The sequence below is a fragment of the Demequina pelophila genome, from assembly GCF_000971175.1.
Lineage (GTDB): Bacteria > Actinomycetota > Actinomycetes > Actinomycetales > Demequinaceae > Demequina > Demequina pelophila.
The window spans coordinates 144,460-162,358 of record NZ_BBLY01000004.1; the positions used below are offsets into that span (position 1 = coordinate 144,460).

The 17,899-nt window shown below is 71.1% G+C and carries 16 protein-coding genes; 10 read left to right on the forward strand and 6 right to left on the reverse strand.

What is annotated here, in order from left to right:
• Nucleotides 1-2 precede the first annotated feature (2 nt).
• The 3 genes from AOM03_RS06365 (at nt 3) to AOM03_RS06375 (ending at nt 2,991) form a co-directional block, all read left to right on the forward strand.
• A complete protein-coding gene (locus AOM03_RS06365; RefSeq protein WP_062379484.1) occupies nt 3-557 on the forward strand; it encodes a CAP domain-containing protein in 555 nt (184 codons plus the stop codon).
• Between the two features lie 149 nt (nt 558-706).
• On the forward strand, nt 707-1,381 hold the full coding sequence (locus AOM03_RS06370) for a hypothetical protein (protein WP_156157660.1): 675 nt from the start codon (nt 707-709) through the stop codon (nt 1,379-1,381).
• Between the two features lie 77 nt (nt 1,382-1,458).
• On the forward strand, nt 1,459-2,991 hold the full coding sequence (locus AOM03_RS06375) for a sugar transferase (RefSeq protein ID WP_082092204.1): 1,533 nt from the start codon (nt 1,459-1,461) through the stop codon (nt 2,989-2,991).
• 268 nt (nt 2,992-3,259) lie between these two features.
• Here AOM03_RS06375 and AOM03_RS06380 read toward each other — a convergent pair whose 3' ends face one another.
• A complete protein-coding gene (locus tag AOM03_RS06380; protein ID WP_062379492.1) occupies nt 3,260-4,210 on the reverse strand; it encodes a polysaccharide pyruvyl transferase family protein in 951 nt (316 codons plus the stop codon).
• 18 nt (nt 4,211-4,228) lie between these two features.
• The gene (locus AOM03_RS06385; protein WP_162197271.1) at nt 4,229-5,728 is read right to left on the reverse strand and encodes an oligosaccharide flippase family protein; all 1,500 of its coding nucleotides are present in this window, start codon (nt 5,726-5,728) and stop codon (nt 4,229-4,231) included.
• Between the two features lie 191 nt (nt 5,729-5,919).
• Here AOM03_RS06385 and AOM03_RS13110 point away from each other — a divergent pair, with 191 nt between their 5' ends.
• The 6 genes from AOM03_RS13110 (at nt 5,920) to AOM03_RS06415 (ending at nt 12,009) form a co-directional block, all read left to right on the forward strand.
• Nucleotides 5,920-6,465, forward strand: coding sequence for an acyltransferase (locus AOM03_RS13110; RefSeq protein WP_062379496.1), 546 nt, complete (start codon nt 5,920-5,922; stop codon nt 6,463-6,465).
• Nucleotides 6,462-7,646: a glycosyltransferase family 4 protein gene (locus AOM03_RS06395; RefSeq protein ID WP_062379499.1), complete on the forward strand. Its 1,185-nt coding sequence runs from the start codon at nt 6,462-6,464 to the stop codon at nt 7,644-7,646. Before AOM03_RS13110 ends, AOM03_RS06395 begins: the two co-directional genes overlap by 4 nt.
• Nucleotides 7,643-8,983, forward strand: a complete 1,341-nt coding sequence (locus AOM03_RS06400) for an O-antigen ligase family protein (RefSeq protein ID WP_062379501.1) — start codon at nt 7,643-7,645, stop codon at nt 8,981-8,983. The genes AOM03_RS06395 and AOM03_RS06400 overlap by 4 nt, the downstream gene beginning before the upstream one ends.
• Before the next feature lie 35 nt (nt 8,984-9,018).
• Nucleotides 9,019-10,098, forward strand: a complete 1,080-nt coding sequence (locus AOM03_RS06405) for a glycosyltransferase family protein (protein ID WP_062379502.1) — start codon at nt 9,019-9,021, stop codon at nt 10,096-10,098.
• A 244-nt stretch (nt 10,099-10,342) separates the two neighbouring features.
• Nucleotides 10,343-10,882 (forward strand): acyltransferase, encoded by a 540-nt coding sequence (locus tag AOM03_RS12700; RefSeq protein ID WP_227589913.1) that lies wholly within the window; start codon nt 10,343-10,345, stop codon nt 10,880-10,882.
• A complete protein-coding gene (locus tag AOM03_RS06415) occupies nt 10,879-12,009 on the forward strand; it encodes a glycosyltransferase family 4 protein (RefSeq protein ID WP_082092208.1) in 1,131 nt (376 codons plus the stop codon). The genes AOM03_RS12700 and AOM03_RS06415 overlap by 4 nt, the downstream gene beginning before the upstream one ends.
• Nucleotides 12,010-12,051: 42 nt before the next feature.
• On the opposite strand, the gene AOM03_RS06420 is transcribed toward AOM03_RS06415, so the two are convergent.
• Nucleotides 12,052-12,981 carry a glycosyltransferase family 2 protein gene (locus AOM03_RS06420; RefSeq protein ID WP_156157663.1) on the reverse strand — a complete coding sequence of 310 codons (930 nt, stop codon included), beginning with the start codon at nt 12,979-12,981 and terminating at the stop codon, nt 12,052-12,054.
• 8 nt (nt 12,982-12,989) lie between these two features.
• Nucleotides 12,990-13,745 carry a WecB/TagA/CpsF family glycosyltransferase gene (locus tag AOM03_RS06425; RefSeq protein WP_082092210.1) on the reverse strand — a complete coding sequence of 252 codons (756 nt, stop codon included), beginning with the start codon at nt 13,743-13,745 and terminating at the stop codon, nt 12,990-12,992.
• Between the two features lie 210 nt (nt 13,746-13,955).
• On the opposite strand from AOM03_RS06425, the gene AOM03_RS06430 reads away from it, so the two are divergent.
• Nucleotides 13,956-15,758, forward strand: coding sequence for a DUF4012 domain-containing protein (locus tag AOM03_RS06430; RefSeq protein ID WP_156157664.1), 1,803 nt, complete (start codon nt 13,956-13,958; stop codon nt 15,756-15,758).
• Nucleotides 15,759-15,808: 50 nt separating this feature from the next.
• On the opposite strand, the gene AOM03_RS06435 is transcribed toward AOM03_RS06430, so the two are convergent.
• A complete protein-coding gene (locus AOM03_RS06435; protein ID WP_304524057.1) occupies nt 15,809-16,801 on the reverse strand; it encodes a GDP-L-fucose synthase family protein in 993 nt (330 codons plus the stop codon).
• A complete protein-coding gene (gene gmd, locus AOM03_RS06440; RefSeq protein ID WP_062379513.1) occupies nt 16,786-17,814 on the reverse strand; it encodes a GDP-mannose 4,6-dehydratase in 1,029 nt (342 codons plus the stop codon). The genes AOM03_RS06435 and gmd overlap by 16 nt, the downstream gene beginning before the upstream one ends.
• Between the last annotated feature and the right edge of the window lie 85 nt (nt 17,815-17,899).

Genomic DNA, 17,899 nt, shown 5'->3' on the forward strand with positions numbered 1-17,899 from the left:
CGGTGCGACAGGGGACGATGCTCGGGCGGGTTCTCGCGGCCGTCGCCGCCACGGCGGCGTACGTGGGTGCGCTGAGCGGCTGTGTGGTGTCGACGCCGGCCTCCGAGGAGGGCGGTGAGAGGCTCGCGCGCGAGCTGTTCGACCTCACCAATGAGGAGCGCGACGCCCAGGGGCTCGAGGCGCTGCGCTGGTCGGACTGCCTCGAGGACAAGGCCGCGGATCGCGCCGCGCCGTTCGTCGACGACCCGGACCTGGTGCACGACGTGCTCGTCTCCACGTGCCACGAGGGCGCGAGCGCGGGGGAGAACCTGTCGCGCTCCGAGCGGTCCGCGGCGCAGGTGGTGGACGCGTGGCTGGGCTCCGCCGGCCACCGCGCCAACCTGCTGAGCGCGGACTTCGAGATCTCCGGGGTGGCCTGTCTGCCCGCCGAGGAGGACGTCTACGCGTGCGCCCAGCTGTTCGAGGGCGCGGCCGTCGCGGTGCCGGTCGACCCGAGCGCGGAGCCCTCCGCCGAGGCGTCGCCGTCCGCGTCGCCGTCCGCGTCGCCCGGCGAGTAGCGCGCGCATTCCCTGCACCGAAAAGCCGCAAGCCCCGCGAACCGTGCACTAGCGACAATTGGGACATTCGCTGTTACAGTCGGAATCGCGGGGGTCACTGAGGGTTCCACTGGGGGGGTCACGCCTTCGCTCTGTTGTCTGGGGGAGTCATGACTGCAGCATTTCGCACCATCGCAGTGGCTGTTCTCGCCGGTGTCGGCGTCGTCGTCCCCGCGGCGGCATACGCCGTGGATTACGGCGCGCCACGACCGCCGTCGCTCTCCGGCACCCTGACGTCGGCGTGCGAGGGCGACGTGCCGTACCTCTACTACGACCTGTCGCTGACGGACCCGGACGGGAACGTGACCGCGACCACCGCGACCCTCACGTTCTCGGACGGCACGAATGCCCTCGCACCCCTCGAGGTTCCACGGGACTCGGGCCGCATCACGTGGCCCGGCTACGCGGAACAGGGCGGCGTCGCGACGGCCTGGCCGGGATACGCCTGGGATGCGAGCGCGAACGCGTGGATTGCCGTGGGCGACGCCAACCTGGGCTGGACCCGCGAGGCGACCGTCACGGTCGAGGTCAACCCCTCGTTCACGCAGGCCGTCACGTATCCGTCGGGCGACGCGTGCATGCCGCCGACGCAGCAGCCCACGTCCGAGGGCACCTCGGCCGTCTCTGCGAGCGCCCCGGTGGCAGCCACGCCGCTGGCGGCAACAGGCATCGAGTCCATGCCCCTCGCGGTCGGTGGCGGCGCGCTGCTGCTGGCCGGCGCCGGGTTCGTCTTCGTGGCCGCACGCCGCGCCGGCCGGGAGCGCGCCGGCGCCGATCGTTCCTGACGGGGGCGGGGCTCCCGGCTGAGCCTGGGAGCCCCGGGCCCTCGCGTTGAGGGTTGAGAACGAGCTGGGGGGTTCATATGGTGTTGCTGGGGGTCGGTGAGCGCAGTCGCGCGTCCGCACAGTCGTGGGAGCAGGCCGTCCACACGAGGTTGGTGGTGTCGGACGTCTTCGTCGTCGCGATCATCCTGGTCGTGGCGCACGCCGTGCGCTTCGACTGGGATCCGTTCGTCCGGGCGCTCGGCCCGTCGGCGCCCGCGAGCGGGTGGATCACGGCCGCCATCGGCGTGCTGTGGCTGCTCCAACTGGGCTGGGTGCGCTCGCGCGACACCCGGATCCTGGGCACGGGCCCCGTCGAGTACCAGCGCGTGGGCACCGCCGGCCTGCGCACCTTCGCGATCGTCGGAGTGGTCGGCTTCCTGAGCCAGTGGGACCTGAGCCGCAGCTACCTCGTGTTCGCTCTGCCCCTTGGCACCCTCGTGCTCTTCGGATACCGACGACTGTGGAGGCAATGGCTCAACGAGCAGCGGGGCCTGGGGAGGCTGCGCCGCGCGGTGGTGGTGGCGGGCCCGCGGCGTACGTGCGAGCAGATCATCCGACGGCTGGACCACGCCGAGGCGCAGGGGTACGACGTCGTGGGCGTCTGCCTCGCGGGGGAGTCCGGGGACGATGCTCCGGCCGGGTCGGGTGCCGACGACCCTGGTCGGGCGGGTGAGGCCCCCGGGCATCGGCCCCTGACCGGCGAGCTGCTCTGCGGCGTGCCGGTCCTCGGGGACATCGCCAGGGCTCCCACCCTGGCCGCCGGGCACGGCGCCGGATACGTGGTGCTCGCCGGAACCGAGCACGTGTCGCTACGCGAGGCCCGGCGCCTCGAGTGGGCGCTCGAGGAGGCCGGGGTCGGGCTCATCGTCGCGCCCACGCTGGTGGATTGCGTGGTGCCCCGTGTCGCCGTGAGCGAGGTGGTGGGGCTCCCGCTCATGCACGTCGATCCTCCGCGCTTCTCGGGGGCGAGCCGCGTGCTCAAGGGCCTCGGCGACCGGCTCGCGGCGGCTGCCGCACTGCTGCTGCTCGCCGCGCCGTTCGCCGTCATCGCCGTGGCGGTCAAGTTGTCCAGCCCGGGCCCCGTGCTCTTCCGGCAGGAGCGGGTGGGGCGTGACCATGCCCGATTCGAGATGCTGAAGTTCCGCACCATGTTCGTCGACGCCGAGCATCGGCTCGAGGTCCTGCGCGACAGCGCTCGGGCGGAGGGCAACGAGGTCCTGTTCAAGATGCGCGATGATCCGCGGGTGACCCGCGTCGGACGGGTGCTGCGCAGGTTCTCGCTCGACGAGCTCCCCCAGCTGGTCAACGTGCTGGTGGGGGAGATGTCCATCGTGGGGCCGCGCCCGCCGCTGCCCAGCGAGGTGGAGCTGTGGGACGAGGACGTCTCGCGCCGCCAGCTGGTCAAGCCCGGCATCACCGGGCTGTGGCAGGTGAGCGGACGCTCCAACCTTCCGTGGGACGAGTCGGTCCGGCTCGACTTGCACTACACGCAGAACTGGTCGCTCGGCCTCGACATGCTCATCCTGCTGCGCACGCTGTGGGCCGTGCTGTCGGGGCGAGGGGCCTACTGACGGGGCGGCCCGATCGTCACGAGCGCCCTGGGGTGTTCTCTCTTGCGGGCCATCGCTCGGACGGCTTCGTGGAGAAGGCGAGGGTGTAGACGCCGTCCTCGGTCACGTGGAATCGGGTCTGTGGCCGGGGAATGCCCGCCCGGCGACAGCGCTCGCCACACCTGGCGCGTCAGGTCCTGCGCCCGCTCCGCGCGCGCACGGTCGGACGCAGGATCACGATGAAGGCTGGCAGGCGAGGGGTCGGCGGTCAAGAGGTGCCGCCGTGCGCTCAGGGGACCGGGCAGTCGACGAGTGTCTTGAACTCGCGAACCCAGGCGGTGCGCGCGTCGTCGCGCAGCTCGAGCACCGAGTGGCCGCGACCGCGCAGCAGGCGCCGGAGTGCGCTGTGCCAGAAGGTGCGCGGCACCACCGCGATGCCCGTGTCGCGCGCAATCTCGGCTGCACGATTGTCGATGGCCACAATGAGCGCAGGGCTGGACAGCTGCGCCGCGCGCATCCCTGCGTGGAGTCGCGTGCCCACGTAGTCCCGGCCGCGGACCGCATCCTCGAACGACTGGACGCCCATCTCGAGAACCTCGAAGTTGCGCCCGAGTCGCAGCTTCTCGATGTACGAGCGGTCGCGAGTTCCCTGGGGCCACACGAGCACCTTCGAGTAGTGCCGCGCCAGTGCCGCCATCATCAGGCGGTCCTGCACCGGCGAGGGGCGGTAGTCCGTCACGGTCGCCACGCACTCCTTCCCCGCGCCCGGGTGCGGCTGGTCTCGTCCCAACGACCACATGGTCGGGCAGTTCGTGTTGACCGCCGCGATGCCCTGGGACTGGAGCATCTGCGCCGAGTGATCGTCGCGCACGGACACCGGCAGTCCGGCGAAGGCCAGCCTCCGCACGGAGTCGGCGCCGTCGCTCGAGAACTCAGGCTCGTACTGCCACCAGCCGACCCCCAGGAAGACGACCTTCCCCTCGAGTGCCCGCTGTTCCGGCTCGCTGAGCTGCCACTGCCGGTGGCGGCCGATCGACGAGGAGAGAACATTCGTGCCGGTGAACACGAGAATCTCCGCCGCGGTCGCCACCTCGAGCTCCTCAGGGCTCATGGGCCGGTGGGTGGGCAGCCGCGGGGCCGAACGCAGTTCGGGAATCTCCCGCAGGATCGAGTCGACGATGATCTGGTCACCTGCGTTGTTCGAGTCCAGTGACGTGTCCAGCAGAGCAACGGACCGCATTGTCATGCACCTCCCTGTCTATTTCGGCCTGGATAGCAGGCCGTATCTCATTGCGACTTGGTATGGGGGCAGCCTGCGTCGGGTGAGCCAGGCCGCGCCCGCTGCGAGAAGAAGCACCGCGCACGCGAGGGCGAACCGCACGCCGGGCGCCGCATCGTGGCCGGCCGCCGTGACGGACGCGACGCCGCCCCAGACCACCAGCGCGACCGCGCCGGCGCCCCAATACGACCTCGCGAGCGTCTTCGAGTCGAGATACCCGCGCTTGGCGGCGGCAGCCGTGTAGATCCCGTGTTGGATCACGATGCTCAACGGAGGGCCCACCAGCAGCACCCACCACGTGCCCGTCCACGCGGACACCCCCGACGTGACCGCCACGATGACGAGCACGGTTGTCTGCCCGGTCCACAGCACCGTGAACCACCCGAGCGCCTCGAGAGCCGTGGACAGCACCACGTTCACCAGCTGCATGGCGGAGTACAGGACCAGCACCTGCGCGATGACGACGGCGAGCTCCCAGCCGCCGCCGAAGAGAACAGGAACGACGACGGGCAGCGTGCCGATCAACCACGCTCCCGCGGGCAGCACGAGCCAGGCGAGCATCCCCAGCAGGTCGGTCCACACGCGGCGCGCGCGCCTGTTGTCGTCGATGTCGTGCCGGAACTCCGGATAGAGCGCCTGCTGAAATGCGGTGAGAACCTGTTGCAGCGGCACGCTGGAGACCACTTCCGCCCGGTTCCACTGTCCGAGCAGTGATGCGCCGAAGGTGCTGCTTCCGACGATCTTGGGCAGGACTCCGGATGCGTACGAGATGACCTTCGACACGGTCACGCGGTTGCTGAACCCGATGTCTCGTCGGAAGTGGCGAAGATCCGGTCGTCCGAAGAGGTGCCGGCGCTCCGAGACGGCGGCGCCGATGGCGATGATCCACTGCGTGGTGATCTGGGCGACGAGCAGGCTGTCCGCAGTCCGGTAGTGCGCGACGACCACGGCGCCGACCGCAAGCCCACACACGCCGGCGCCGGCAGTCAGCACCGCGAGGCGGCGGAATCTGCCGGCGCGACGAGCGAGGGCCATCGCGACGGCGGAGAAGGGAAGGACCACGACGATGGCTGCCGTGGTGCGAATGGGGGGCACCGCGTCGGCGATTCCCCACACCGCCGCGGCGGCGGGCGCTCCGACGAGCAGCGTCGCCATCGCGACGAGGCCCAGCCCGCCGGAGGCGAGCGCGACGGCTCGCACGCGCCCCGCGTCGATCTCTGCCATGCGGCTCATGACCGGCGCCAGTCCACCGGTGGCGAGCAGAGCGACCAGTGCCATCGTCGCCAAGGCGGCGCCGTAGGCGCCAAAGCCCTCGGGCGACACGATCCTGGACGTCAACGCCGCGTAGCCGAACTGGAAGACGACGACGATCGCTTGGGCGCCGTAGAGCCAGGCCGCGCCCGCAGCAACCGTACGTGACGTGCTCACCTCAGCCCCAGCCTCCAATGCTCCCCATGTGGTCGCGAGGTCGACCCGCACAAAGCCGGTGGGTGTGGTCGGCGCTCGTCGGCCACGTGAACCCGGCACCATCTCATACCAGGTGGGAGGTCTAGGCAACCCCCTGCGTCGCGCGCTAGCATCGGCCGCAGACGAGGGAGCCGAGGGGAACCAGGCTTATGGGTGCAGTGCAACGGCTGCGCAGGATCGGCAGCACGCTTCAGTGGCAGAGGGTGGCGCGCAAGCACCGGCTGGCGGTCGGTGACGACGCGGTCATCCTGGGCGTTCCCATCGTCTCGACCGTGGCGCCGGCGAGCATTGCGCTGGGCGACCGGGTCGTGCTGTGCAGCGATGCCCGGCAGACCGCTCTCGGCGTGTCCCGCCCCGTCATCCTGCGCACCATCACGGAAGCCGGGACGATCCGCATCGGCAACGACACCGGGATGAGCGGCACCACGGTGGTCGCCGCGGTGTCCGTGACGATCGGCGATCGCTGTCTCTTCGGCGCCGACGTCATGGTGGCGGACACGGACTTCCATGTGGTCGATCACCTCGACCGCAGGTACCTCGGCACGCCCTCCGGTGCGCCGTCCGATGCGGTCGCCATCGGTGACGACGTCTTCATCGGTGCGCGGGCGATCGTCCTCAAGGGCGTGAGCATCGGCGCCGGTGCCGTCGTCGGCGCGGGCGCCGTTGTCACCCAGGACGTGCCGGAGAGGGCCATCGTGGCAGGGAACCCGGCTCGGGTGATTCGGAGCGTCCGCGAGCCGGCGCTGTGAGGATCGGGCTGGCAGGGCCCTGCGCACTCGACCTGATCGACCAGGACCTCCCGCCCGACCTGCGTGAGCTGGAGGTCTACTCGTTTCCGCTGCTGGCCAGGCTCGCCAATCTGTATCTGGAACGCGGACACGGGGTCGACCTGTTCGTGACGGCGTTCGACCTGGAGACCCCGCGCGTGGTCGAGGTCTCGGATGCCCTGACCGTGCATGTGGGGCGGCGGCGGCGGAGGGCTCGCGACCGTGCGCTGGACGTGTTCCGCGTCGAGCGGAGCGACCTGGGGCGGCTCATGCGTGCGTCGTCCGCAGACGTGTTGCACGCGCACTGGCTCTACGAGTTCGCCGCCGCGGGCCTCTCCGCCGGGTTGCCGATCGTCGTGACGGGCCACGACGACCCGTGGACGCTGATTCGGCACTACAGGCATCCCTACTGGTGGATCCGAGCGGTGCTCGGGATGAGCGTCCTCTGGCGCGCACCCCACGTGACCGCGGTGGCGCCGTCGTTGGCTCGCGCGTACCGGATCCTGACCGTCGGGGCGCGGAGCGCCGCGGTCATCCCCAACGGGATCGAACTTCCCGATGGAGCGCACGGTGAGGTGCCGGCCGCCCCCGCGAGGTTTGCGCTCATTCTCAACGGCTTCGACGAGCGCAAGAACGGCAAGGCCGCGATTGCCGCGTTCGCCCAGGCTCGCCGACACCTGCCCGACGCCACCCTCGCCGCGATCGGCACCGGCTACGGCCCCGGAGAGTCGGCGGAGCTCTGGGCGCAGGAGAAGGGGTTCGCTGAGGGCGTCGCCTTCTTGGGGCGGTTGCCGCACCAGGACATCCGCCGGATTCTTGCCGGCGGCCTCACGGCACTGGTCCACCCGAGCAACTGGGAAGCGTGCTCGATGGCGATCCTCGAGGCGCTGTCCTTCGGAGTGCCGGTGATCGGCGGAGAGGCCAGCGGCGGCGTCGCCTACACGCTGGATGGGGGGCGCGCCGGGCTGCTGGTGAACGTGAAGCGCCCCGACGAGATCGCTGGGGCGATGGTGAGGATCGCGCGGTCTCCCGAACTCGGTGCCGAACTCGCGCGAGGCGGGCGCGCTGCCTGCGCGACGACGTTCAGCGAGGAGAGCGTCGTCGACCAGTACGAGCAGGTGCTCGGGGACGCGATGCGCGCTCACCGCGAGGCAAGCCGATGATCGACCTTGTGGTCTGGGCGGGGCTGCTGCTCGTCGGCTCCGGGGCTGTCTGTGCCCTCGGGTACGGGATCGCGCGGCGTCCCCGCCTGGGCATGGCGCTGATGGCCCTGCTCATCGCGCTCGACTACCAGTTCCAGAACTGGCCTCCGCTGCTGTCGCTCGGCGGCATCGCGATTTCTGTGGTCGATGTCACGGCCGCGACTCTGCTGCTCGCCGCGATGCTGGGCGGTCGCGGGTCGTTGGGTGCGCGCATTCCACCCTTCACCAGGCTGGCCATCGCGGGCATCATCACGATGGTGCTCCTGAGCCTCGTGCTGGGTGTGACGACCTACGGACTCGGGCCGGCGGCGAACGATGCGCGGGGTTGGGTGTACATCGTGGTCATCGGGTTCTGGACGTATCGAGTGAGCTGCGGCAACCCCGACTGGCGGCTGGAATGGGAGAACTGGCTGCTCTGGCCCGCCGCCGCGGTGGCCGTCGTCGGGCTGTCGAATATCGCCATGCATGGGCTCGGGTCCGCCTCGACTCAGACGCGAGACGCCTATGGCGAGGTGATCGCGGCGGGTCGACCCCTGACCTCGCATCAAGCCATCTTCCTGGCGATCGGGGCGGTGGTCCTGATCGAGCGCTGGCGCGTGTCGAAGGGGAACTGGCGCCTGGCCGGCGCGCTCGTCCTCGGTGTGATGCTCGTGTTGGCACAGCACAGATCGGTGTGGGTGGCGGCCGCCGCGATGGGCCTGATCGTCGTCCTTCGCTCGCTCGGCAGGCGTCCTCTGGAAACGGCCGCGGCCCTCATCGCGGTCGCCTCCGCCGCGGCGCTGTCGTGGAGGCTCATCCTCCAGACCAGCCTCGGGAGTCTGCTCGACGTGTCGGCGTCGGACACTCGGACCTACGAGGGGCGGCAATACGACTGGCAGTATCTGATGGCGGAGCGCGCGGCGGACCCCGTGTTCGTCCAGCTGGTGGGCCAGCCCTTCGGGACGTCATGGGAGCGGCCGCTGGAATCCGGCGGGGTCGTGACCTACGCGCCGCACAACTGGTACGTCTCGACCGGGCTCCAACTCGGGGCTCTGGGCGCGGCGGCCCTCGTGCTGATCATCGGCGGAGCCGTGGTGCGGGCCATGCGTGCGGACGCTCCCCTGCCCGCGTTTCCCGTGCTTCTTGGCCTCACCGCGTTCTTCTGGACGTACAACATGAAGTGGTTCACGACGCCGGTGCTGGTGTGGGCCGTCCTGGTGACGCTCAAGCCCGCGGGCGACGGCGGGGATCCACCTCGTCGCGGCATCGCGCGGGGCCGTCGCACGCGCTCACCCCGCGCCGCTCGACCTACACGATAGGGAGTCTGGAATTGGCTGGCAGAAGAATTCTATTCGTGGCGAACGAGGTGCCCGGCGCGTTGCAGGCGACCACGCGACGTGTCCTGGATGGCCTACGCCACGCCGGCACCATCGATGACTACCGGGTGCTGAGTCCGGGGCTGGTCAGGGCCGGTTCGCCCGAGGCGGGTGAGGCCGCCGTCGACGACGAAGTCGCGAGCGCATCGACGTGGCGGCGCGACGTGACCCTCATGTACCACCCGAGCGCGTGGAGGCTCTCGGCGCCTGCACTGACCCGGCTCCTACGATCTGAGGGCGGCGTGTGGGTCTACTACGAGGGCGACCCGTATGGACTGGTGCGGCACGGACTGCCGTGGGTCGCCCAGCGGGTGGGCCGGCGCGCGTCGATCGTCTTCACCGTGGGCACCGGTGCCTTCAGGCGCAACTTCACGCGCGCGGGGGCGCGCGACGTTCGCTGGGTTCCGAGCGCATTCGACTATGTTCACGTGGGTCCCGAGCCCAGCCCCCCCGTGAGTCGGACCGTCGACTTCGTCATGATCGCGAACCGGCACATGCCCCGGACGCCGCTGCGCCTGCTGCCCGGCGCGCGGCAGCGCGCGCAGTTCGTCGAACTGATGACCAGCGAGTTCGGCGACACATTCCAGGTCTGGGGGCGCGGCTGGACCGGGCCGTCGGCACAGGGCTCGCTCGACTATTCGCGTCAGGCCAGCGCGGTGCAGTCGGCGTGGTTCTCGGTGAACTGGGACCACTTCCCCCAGGAGCCCCGGTACTTCTCGAACCGTCTGCCGATAGCGCTCGCAACCGGGTCGTTTCACCTCACCACCGCCCATCCGGGATACGCGGCGCTGTTCGAAGGGGTCGCAGGTATCGACTTCGCGGACACGCCGCGTGGGCTGGTGGAGACGGCGCGTCGACTGAGGACTCGGCTGTCGGATGCCGAGATCTCCGAAGCCATCGAGTCGGGCAAGCGGTGGGCGTACGACCACCTGCGTGCCGAGCGGCCGATCGCGCAGTTCCTGAGGGCCGGGGGGATCGACGTGTCGGATGATGAGGCGATCGCCGCGAGCGAAGAAGCGCACGGAAGGTGGCTCCGCGAGGGGTCGATCGGTGTCTGAGGCGACGTTCGGCCCTCTCCCGACTGCGACCAAGGTCCTGTACAGTCGAGACTGGCGATGCTGGGGGGCGGGCCTGGTCGCGGTCCTCCCTGAGGGGGAGGGGCCGTGCCGTGAGTGATCCCACCGATGCCTCTCTCCCGCCCGCGCGGCGGGCGGGGCCGTTGCTCCGCGGGCATGGCGCCTTCGGCGCCCGCGCCGGCGCGGACGCCGCGGTGCAGTGCGACGCGCAGGGAGCCCTCTCCTCGTGAAGGCCTGGCTCTACAGGAGGCTCGCGGTGCGCGGCCCAGTGGCCGTGGGCGAGCGATTCCACGTGGGTCCCGGCACGCGCATCTGGGCCCCGCGCCGCCTGAGCATCGGCGACGACGTCTACATCGGCAAGTTCGGCACCATCGAGGTCGATGGCGAGATCGGCGACGGAGTCCTGATCGCGAACAACGTCGGAATCGTGGGGCGCCGGGATCACGACCAGCATGAGATCGGTCGGGCGATGTCCCTGAGCACATGGGTGGGCGACGACCCCGATCGACTCTCGGACCCGGTGATGGTCGGCAGCGACGTGTGGATCGGGTATGGCGCGGTGGTGCTCTCCGGCGTGTCGGTGGGGAGGTGCTCCGTCATCGCCGCGGGTGCGGTGGTGGCGAGCGACGTGCCGGAGAACTCGATCGTGGCGGGCGTTCCCGGGCGCGTGGTCGGGCGGCGCTTCGACCCGGAGGCCTTCGAACGGCACGTCGCGGCACTGGAGGCGCAGGGCATGCGGATGCACGTCGGAGCCGGGCGGCCATGAGGGTCGCGGTGATCCACCCGTGGTTCCCTCACTACAGGGAGGCGTTCTTCCGCGAGCTTCACGCGCGCGGCGCCCAGGCGGGAATCGACATCGACATCTACTGCGGCGAGACGCCTCCCGAGTGGAAGGACCGCAACGACACCGCATCGGATGCCAACGTCACCGTGCTGCCCACGCGTTTCCTCGGCCTGGGGAGCAGGAACGTGTCGCTCAAGTCCATCGCCCCGGTGGCTCGGAAGGGGCCATACGACCTGGTGGTCCTCGAACACGCGGTCCGGAACCTGGAGACCTACCCGATCCTCGCGCGCAGGGGGACCATCGCCGCGAGCGTCGCCTACTGGGGCCACGGGCGCACCTATACCCAGGCGTCGAGCGGCCTGCAGGAGGCCGTGAAGCGCGTCATGGCTCGCCGGTGCGCGTGGTTCTTCGCCTACACCGAGGGCGGTGCGGCGGCGGTCCGGGAGGCCGGTCGCAGCGGAGGGCGCACCACGGTGCTGAACAACTCGATCGACACGACCGAGCTGCGGCGCGACCTCGACGCGGTCGAGCCGTCCGAGGTCGAGGCCCTCGAGCGCCGCTTCGATCTGCAGGGGCGGACGGCGCTGTTCATCGGTGGGCTGGACCCGAGCAAGCGGGTCGAGTTTCTGCTGGACGCCGCGGAGCGCGCGGCCGCGCACGACCCCGGCTTCAGGCTCCTGATCGCCGGCGCCGGTTCGCAGGCGGCACTCGTGGAGGCGGCCGCGAAGGATTCGCGGGCCGTGGGCTACCTCGGGCCTGTGTTCGGGCGTGAGAAGGCGGCGGCGATGAGGGCCGCCCAGGTCATGGCCATGCCCGGTCGCGTCGGCCTGGTCGCCGTGGACAGCCTCGTCGCGGAGCTGCCGATCGTGACGACCGACTGGCGCTGGCACGCGCCGGAGTTCGAGTACCTCGAGAACGGCAGGAACTCCGTGATCGCCAGCGACTCGCTCGAGGACTACGCGAGGGCGCTGGTCCGCACGCTCGGCGATGCGGCGTTCCTGACGAGCGCGCGGGCGGCGTGCCGCCAGGACGCGTCCGACATCACGGTCGCGCGCATGGCGGAGAGATTCGTCGAGGGCCTCCTCGAGTGGGACCGTCAGCGCGCGTAGGCGCGCCTCGCGCCGGCGTCCGGGCGCGCCGCGCTCCGCGGGTCAGGACACCGTCCTCCTGAGCGCGGCCAGTCCGGCCCGCACCCACCAGAGCGCATAGCTCGCCGCCCACCAGAATCCCCACGAGTACGGTGCCAGCCGCCTCAGGATGCGGCGGGCGGATTCTGGATGCGCGCCGCCCTTGATCCCGATGTGGGCTCGCCACGCCTGCCATATGGTGCGATCGAACCTGGGCGGGTTCCGCGGGCAGGTGCCGAAGGTGCCCGGTGCGAGGACGACCGGGACTCCCCTGCGCGTCGCCCTCGCGGCGTAGTCGATGTCGGCGAGGGCGTGGGAGAAGTGGCCATCGATCCCGCCCAGGTCCCGGGCGAGCTCCGCGCGGAGCAGGACCACGTTGCCGTTCATCGCGTCCACGGGCGTGGCGACCGCTCCAGGTTCGACCAGCGAGAAGCCCAACGGGTGGGCGCCTGCTCGCCTGAGCCCTCCATAGGTCGTCGTCGCGGAGTCGGGATCTCGCACCGCCCCCACGATCACGCGCGGCAGGCCGTCTGCGGCCTGCTCGACGAGGCGCTCGATCGCGTCCTCATCGAGAACCACGTCGTCGTTGAGCCACAGCAGCAGGGCATCGCTCTGCGGCCCCAGCGCGTCGAGGGCGCTGCGTTCCGCCTCGGCCATCGACGCGGCCCAGAACCTGGAGCCGTCGCCGTGAAGGACGCGGACCCTGCTGCCGAACTCGCGGACCACCGAGTCCGCGGTCCCATCCGTCGACCCATCGTCGTACAGCACGGCCGATGCCTCGACTCCTGCCCGCGCGGCGGACCGAAACGCGCGCTCGAGCGCGCGCACGGTGAGCTCCCGGCGATTGTGGCAGGCGCTGATGGCGATGAGCTGCGTGGGGCCGGTGGTCCTTCGCGCGGGCCCCGGTGCCGGGCGGATCCGACCCGGGGGCGTCGACGGTGCGGCGGCGCGCATGCCCGGGCCTACGCCGCGACCCGGCGGCGCTCGCGCCACATGAGCCGCTCCCACTCGACGATTCCCACGGTGTAGCGGTGCCACAGGCGCTTCGGCTCGGTCGCGAAGCGGAACAGCCACTCGAGCTTGGCGCGCTGCACCCACGCCGGCGCGGGCGCCTTGGTGCCGGCCACGAAGTCGAACGCCGCGCCCACGGCCGCGGTCGTGACGCCCAGGTCCCGGGCGATCCGGGTGGCGACAAAGTCCTGCTTGGGCGTGCCCAGCCCCACCCACACGATGTCGGGCTGCGCCGCCGCGATGCGGTCCAGGTACTCGGCGGCGCACAGGTCCTCGGCGCTTGCGATGGGCGGCGCGAGCCGGCCGGCGACGATCGCGCCGGGGAAGCGTCGGCCCACCTCGTGCGCGAGGCGGGACAATGTGGCGTCGTCGGCGCCATAGAAGTAGTGGCGGACGTGGCCGGCGCGGCCCAGGTCCAGCGTGCGCTCGAAGAAGTTGGTCCCGCGGACGTGCGTGTTGCGGGCGCCGCCGCGTCGGGCGATCGCGTCCGCCACCGGGCGGCCGTCGGCGTAGTTCTCGCCGGAGCCGTTGAGCAGCTCCTTGTACGACGGGTCCCGGTCGGCGAGCACGATGCACCACGTGTTGGTGAAGCGCAGGCACGTGCCGTCGTGCGCGAAGGTGTGGATCAGGGCATCGTCGACGGCGTCGTCGAGCGTGGCGGGGTGGATGGTCACCCCTCCGATGGAGACTGCGGCGGGTACTGGCATGGCTCATGCACCTCACTGGGGTCTGCGCGCCCCAGTGATTCCCCCAGGCGGCGCGCGTTGCGTGTTATGCCCGCTTTGGCGGGGTTTGTTGCAGTGCCGAGACTACCCATGGCGGTGCAAATCGTCCAGACCCTGCAAAAGGGATGATTCCGGCCTCTCGCGGTCGCAGGTGCTCCGGTGCGCGCCGCGCGTATAGTCGCGTTATCCGGCGTGAGGGACGCCGGCGGCCGGGGGTGGGGCGTGGGTGCGGACGATGCCGTGGTTCGGACGGGCCGCCGCCGCACCGGCCGCTGGGTGGCCGTCATCCTCGCGGTGCCGGTGGTCGCGGTGCTGGTGCTCGGGGGGCTGGCGGCGTCGGACGCGTTCGCGCTGCGCGACGCCGCGGCAGACCTCGAGCGTCACGCGTCCGCCGCGCAGGCGGCGTTGCGCGAGCGCGACGTCGAGGCGCTCCGCAACGACGTTGCGGGCCTCGAGGACGCGGCCGGGCGGTTCGTCGCCGCCACGGACGGCCCGCACTGGTGGCTCGCCGCCCGCCTGCCCTACGTCGAGGACCAGGCGCGGCCGCTCGTCGCCGCCGGTCGCGCGGTCGAGGCCGTCGCCGCGGAGGCGCTGTCCCCCCTGGCGGCCATGGAGGACCTCGACGCGCTCGCGGCGCCCGCCTTCGAGGGTGGCCGCGTCGACCCGTTCGTGCTCGAGCCCTACCGCGCCACCCTGGGGCGTGCGGCGGACGCGCTCGAGGACGCGGTCGCGGAGCTCGCGGGGGAGGACGTGTCCCGCACGGACGCCCGGATCGCGGGGCCGTACGAGAAGCTCGCCCTCAAGCTCGACGAGGTCGCCGGGACGGTCCGGACCGCCAGCCGCACCGCGGAGCTGCTGCCGGCCATGCTGGGCGGGGAGGGGCCGCGCACCTACCTGGTGATGGTGCAGCACAATGCCGAGGCCCGCGCCACCGGCGGCATCGCCGGAGCGATCGTGGAGATCGGCGTCGAGGACGGGCGCATCGACCTGCGCCGGCATCGGACCGCGACGGAGATGATCGCGGACGCCCCGGTCGCGGACCTCACGGCGGACGAGCGGCTCTACTACGGCGAGCGCATGGCGATCTTTCCGCAGGACGTCAACTTCACGCCCGAGTTCCCGCGCGCGGCGGAGCTCATGACCGCGTTCTGGAGCGCCCAGGGCGGTGGCGCGGTGGACGGGGTGATGGCCGTCGACCCGGTCGCGCTGGGCTGGATGCTCGAGGGCGCCCCGCCGGTGGACGTCGCGGGCGTCACGCTGGCGGCCGACACCCTGGCCGCCACCCTGCTCAACGGGGCGTACCTCGCCTTCCCGGACGCGGGGGAGCAGGACCTGTTCTTCGCCCTCGCGGCGGCGACGCTGTTCGGCCAGATGACCTCGGGCGGTGCCAGCCCGGTCGCGGGCCTGACCCGCGCGGTCGAGGCCGGGCGGTTCCTGCTGTGGGCGGCCGACCCGGACGAGCAGCTCATCCTCGCCGCCACCCCGGTCGCGGGCGTTGTTCTCGAGCGAGACGCCGCTCTCGGTCTGTTCGTCAACGACGGCTCCGGCACCAAGATCGGATGGTACGTCGACACCGAGGCCACGGTGACGGACCTGAGGTGCGCGGACGGCCGCCTGGCCGGTCAGCGCGTCGACGTCGCGCTGCGCCACACCTTCGACGGCGACGTGACCACCCTGCCCGAGACCGTGGGCGGCGGGCGGCTCCTGCCCCAGGGCAGGTATGAGTCGAACCTCATCCTCATGCCGCCCGCGGGGCTGACCTTCGGCGCGGTCGCGCAGAATGGCGAGCCCGCGACCCTCGCGCAGGGCGCCTTCGAGGGGCGCCTGCAGGGGCAGCTGCGCGTGGGGCTCGAGCCGGGCGAGGCGGTTGCCTACTCGGTCGAACTGACCGCCGCGGTCCCGCTCGATGCGGAGGCTGTGGTGGACGTGGTCGCGACTCCCGGGCCCCGCGACCGGGGCGTCGAGCGCCGCGAGGAGGCCGCCACGTCCTGCTGACGGCAGCCGGGCGACGGGTCCTCGCGACCTGAGGTCGTCTCCCGCGAGGCTCAGCCGCGCAGTGCGCCCACGTTCTCCCGGTACCACTCGACGGTGCGGCGCAGGCCTTCCTCCAACGAGATCGAGGACGTCCACCCGAGTGAGGTGAGCAGGGAGACGTCGAGGAGCTTCTGGGGGGTGCCGTCGGGCTTGGATGTGTCCCAGCGGGTCTCGCCGGAATAGCCCACCACGTCCGCGATGGTCTCGGCGATCTCGCGGATGGTGACGTCGGTGCCGGTGCCCACGTTGACCTGGCTGGGGCCGTCGTAGTGCTCGAGCAGGTGCAGGCAGGCGTCGGCCATGTCGTCGGAGTGGAGGAATTCGCGCCGGGGCGATCCGGTGCCCCAGTTGGTCACGGACGGCGCCGCGGAGGCGGCGGCCTCGTCGTAGCGGCGGATGAGCGCCGGGAGGACGTGGGAGCCGGTGGGGGAGAAGTTGTCGTGCGGGCCGTAGAGGTTGGTGGGCATGGCGGAGATCCATGCCTTGCCGTGTTGGCGGCGGGCGGCCTGGACGTGGAGGATGCCGGCGATCTTGGCGATGGCGTAGGCGTCGTTGGTGGGCTCCAGGTGTCCGGTGAGGAGGTAGTCCTCGCGCAGCGGCTGGGGCGCCAGTTTGGGGTAGATGCAGGACGAGCCCAGGAACAGCAGCCGCTCCACGTCCGCCTCGAGCGCGGCGTCGAGGACGTTGGTCTGGATGCGGATGTTGTCGGACAGGAAGTCGACCGGGTAGGTGTTGTTGGCGAGGATGCCGCCGACCTTCGCGGCGGCGAGGACCACGTAGCGGGGCCGGGTCTGGCGGAAGAAGGCGAAGGTCGCCTCGCGGTCCTTGAGATCGAGGTCGGCCGATGCGCGTCCCACCAGGTTGGTGAAGCCCGCCTTGTCGAGTCGGCGCCAGATGGCCGAGCCCACCAGGCCGCGGTGCCCCGCGACATAGAACGGCGCCTCGCGGTCCAGCGCGCCCGGTGTGTACTCGACGCCGTCGGCGGCCGTCACGCCGCGCGCCACGAGCGCAGGTCCACGACGTCGTGCCACGGCTTGCCCTCGTAGCCGATCGCCTCGAGGTCCGCGTCGACCATGAGGCGCGCGAGCGCGCGCCCGTCGACGGTGGCCTTCCAGCCCAGCTTCTGCTCGGCCTTGGAGGCGTCGCCGATGAGCGCATCCACCTCGGTGGGGCGCAGATAGCGCGGGTCGAAGCGGACGTGATCGTGCCAGTCGAGTCCCACACGGGAGAACGCCTCGTCGAGGAAGTCGCGGACGGTGATCCCGGTGCCGGTCGCGAGGACATAATCGTCGGGAGTCTCGGCCTGAAGCATGCGCCACATCCCCTCGACGTATTCGGCGGCGTAGCCCCAGTCGCGGATCGCGTCGAGGTTGCCCAGCCAGACCTCGTTCTCGAGCCCGGCCTTGATGCGGGCGGCGGCGCGGGTGATCTTGCGCGTCACGAACGTCTCGCCGCGTCGCGGCGACTCGTGGTTGAACAGGATGCCGTTGACCGCGAACATGCCGTACGCCTCGCGGTAGTTCTTGGTCACCCAGTACGAGTAGACCTTGGCCGCGCCGTACGGGGAGCGCGGGTAGAACAGGGTGTCCTCGTTCTGCGGCGGCGGGCTCGCGCCGAACATCTCTGAGGACGACGCCTGGTAGAAGCGGGTCTCGATGCCCGCGAGCCGGACGGCCTCGAGCATGCGGATCGAACCCACGCCGGTGGTGTCGCCCGTGTGCTCGGGCTCGTCGAAGGACACGCGCACGTGTGACTGCGCGGCCAGGTTGTACACCTCGTCCGGATGGATCCGGCTCAGCAGCGAGACCAGGCGGGCGCCGTCGGACAGGTCGCCGTAGTGGAGGAACAGCCGCGCGTCGTCGTCGTGCGGGTCTACGTAGAGATGCTCGATGCGCTGCGTGTTGAAGGTGCTGGCCCGGCGGATCAGGCCGTGCACCTCGTATCCCTTGCTCAACAGCAATTCAGCGAGGTAGGAGCCGTCCTGGCCCGTGATGCCCGTGATCAATGCCTTCTTCATGTTGTCCCCCAGTGCCTCAGCGTGCCCTCTTTGGTGGACTCTATCCGTTTGGTCCGGATTGCGGAAGACTGGTTTCGTCGGGGGT

Bases quoted from the DNA above. Each gene is read 5' to 3' on its own strand.
- AOM03_RS06425 (WP_082092210.1), bottom strand. From the start codon at position 13,745: ATGCCAGTACCCGCCGCAGTCTCCATCGGAGGGGTGACCATCCACCCC.
- AOM03_RS06375 (WP_082092204.1), top strand. From the start codon at position 1,459: ATGGTGTTGCTGGGGGTCGGTGAGCGCAGTCGCGCGTCCGCACAGTCG.
- AOM03_RS06415 (WP_082092208.1), top strand. From the start codon at position 10,879: ATGAGGGTCGCGGTGATCCACCCGTGGTTCCCTCACTACAGGGAGGCG.
- AOM03_RS06370 (WP_156157660.1), top strand. From the start codon at position 707: ATGACTGCAGCATTTCGCACCATCGCAGTGGCTGTTCTCGCCGGTGTC.
- gmd (WP_062379513.1), bottom strand. From the start codon at position 17,814: ATGAAGAAGGCATTGATCACGGGCATCACGGGCCAGGACGGCTCCTAC.
- AOM03_RS06380 (WP_062379492.1), bottom strand. From the start codon at position 4,210: ATGCGGTCCGTTGCTCTGCTGGACACGTCACTGGACTCGAACAACGCA.
- AOM03_RS06420 (WP_156157663.1), bottom strand. From the start codon at position 12,981: ATGCGCGCCGCCGCACCGTCGACGCCCCCGGGTCGGATCCGCCCGGCA.
- AOM03_RS06400 (WP_062379501.1), top strand. From the start codon at position 7,643: ATGATCGACCTTGTGGTCTGGGCGGGGCTGCTGCTCGTCGGCTCCGGG.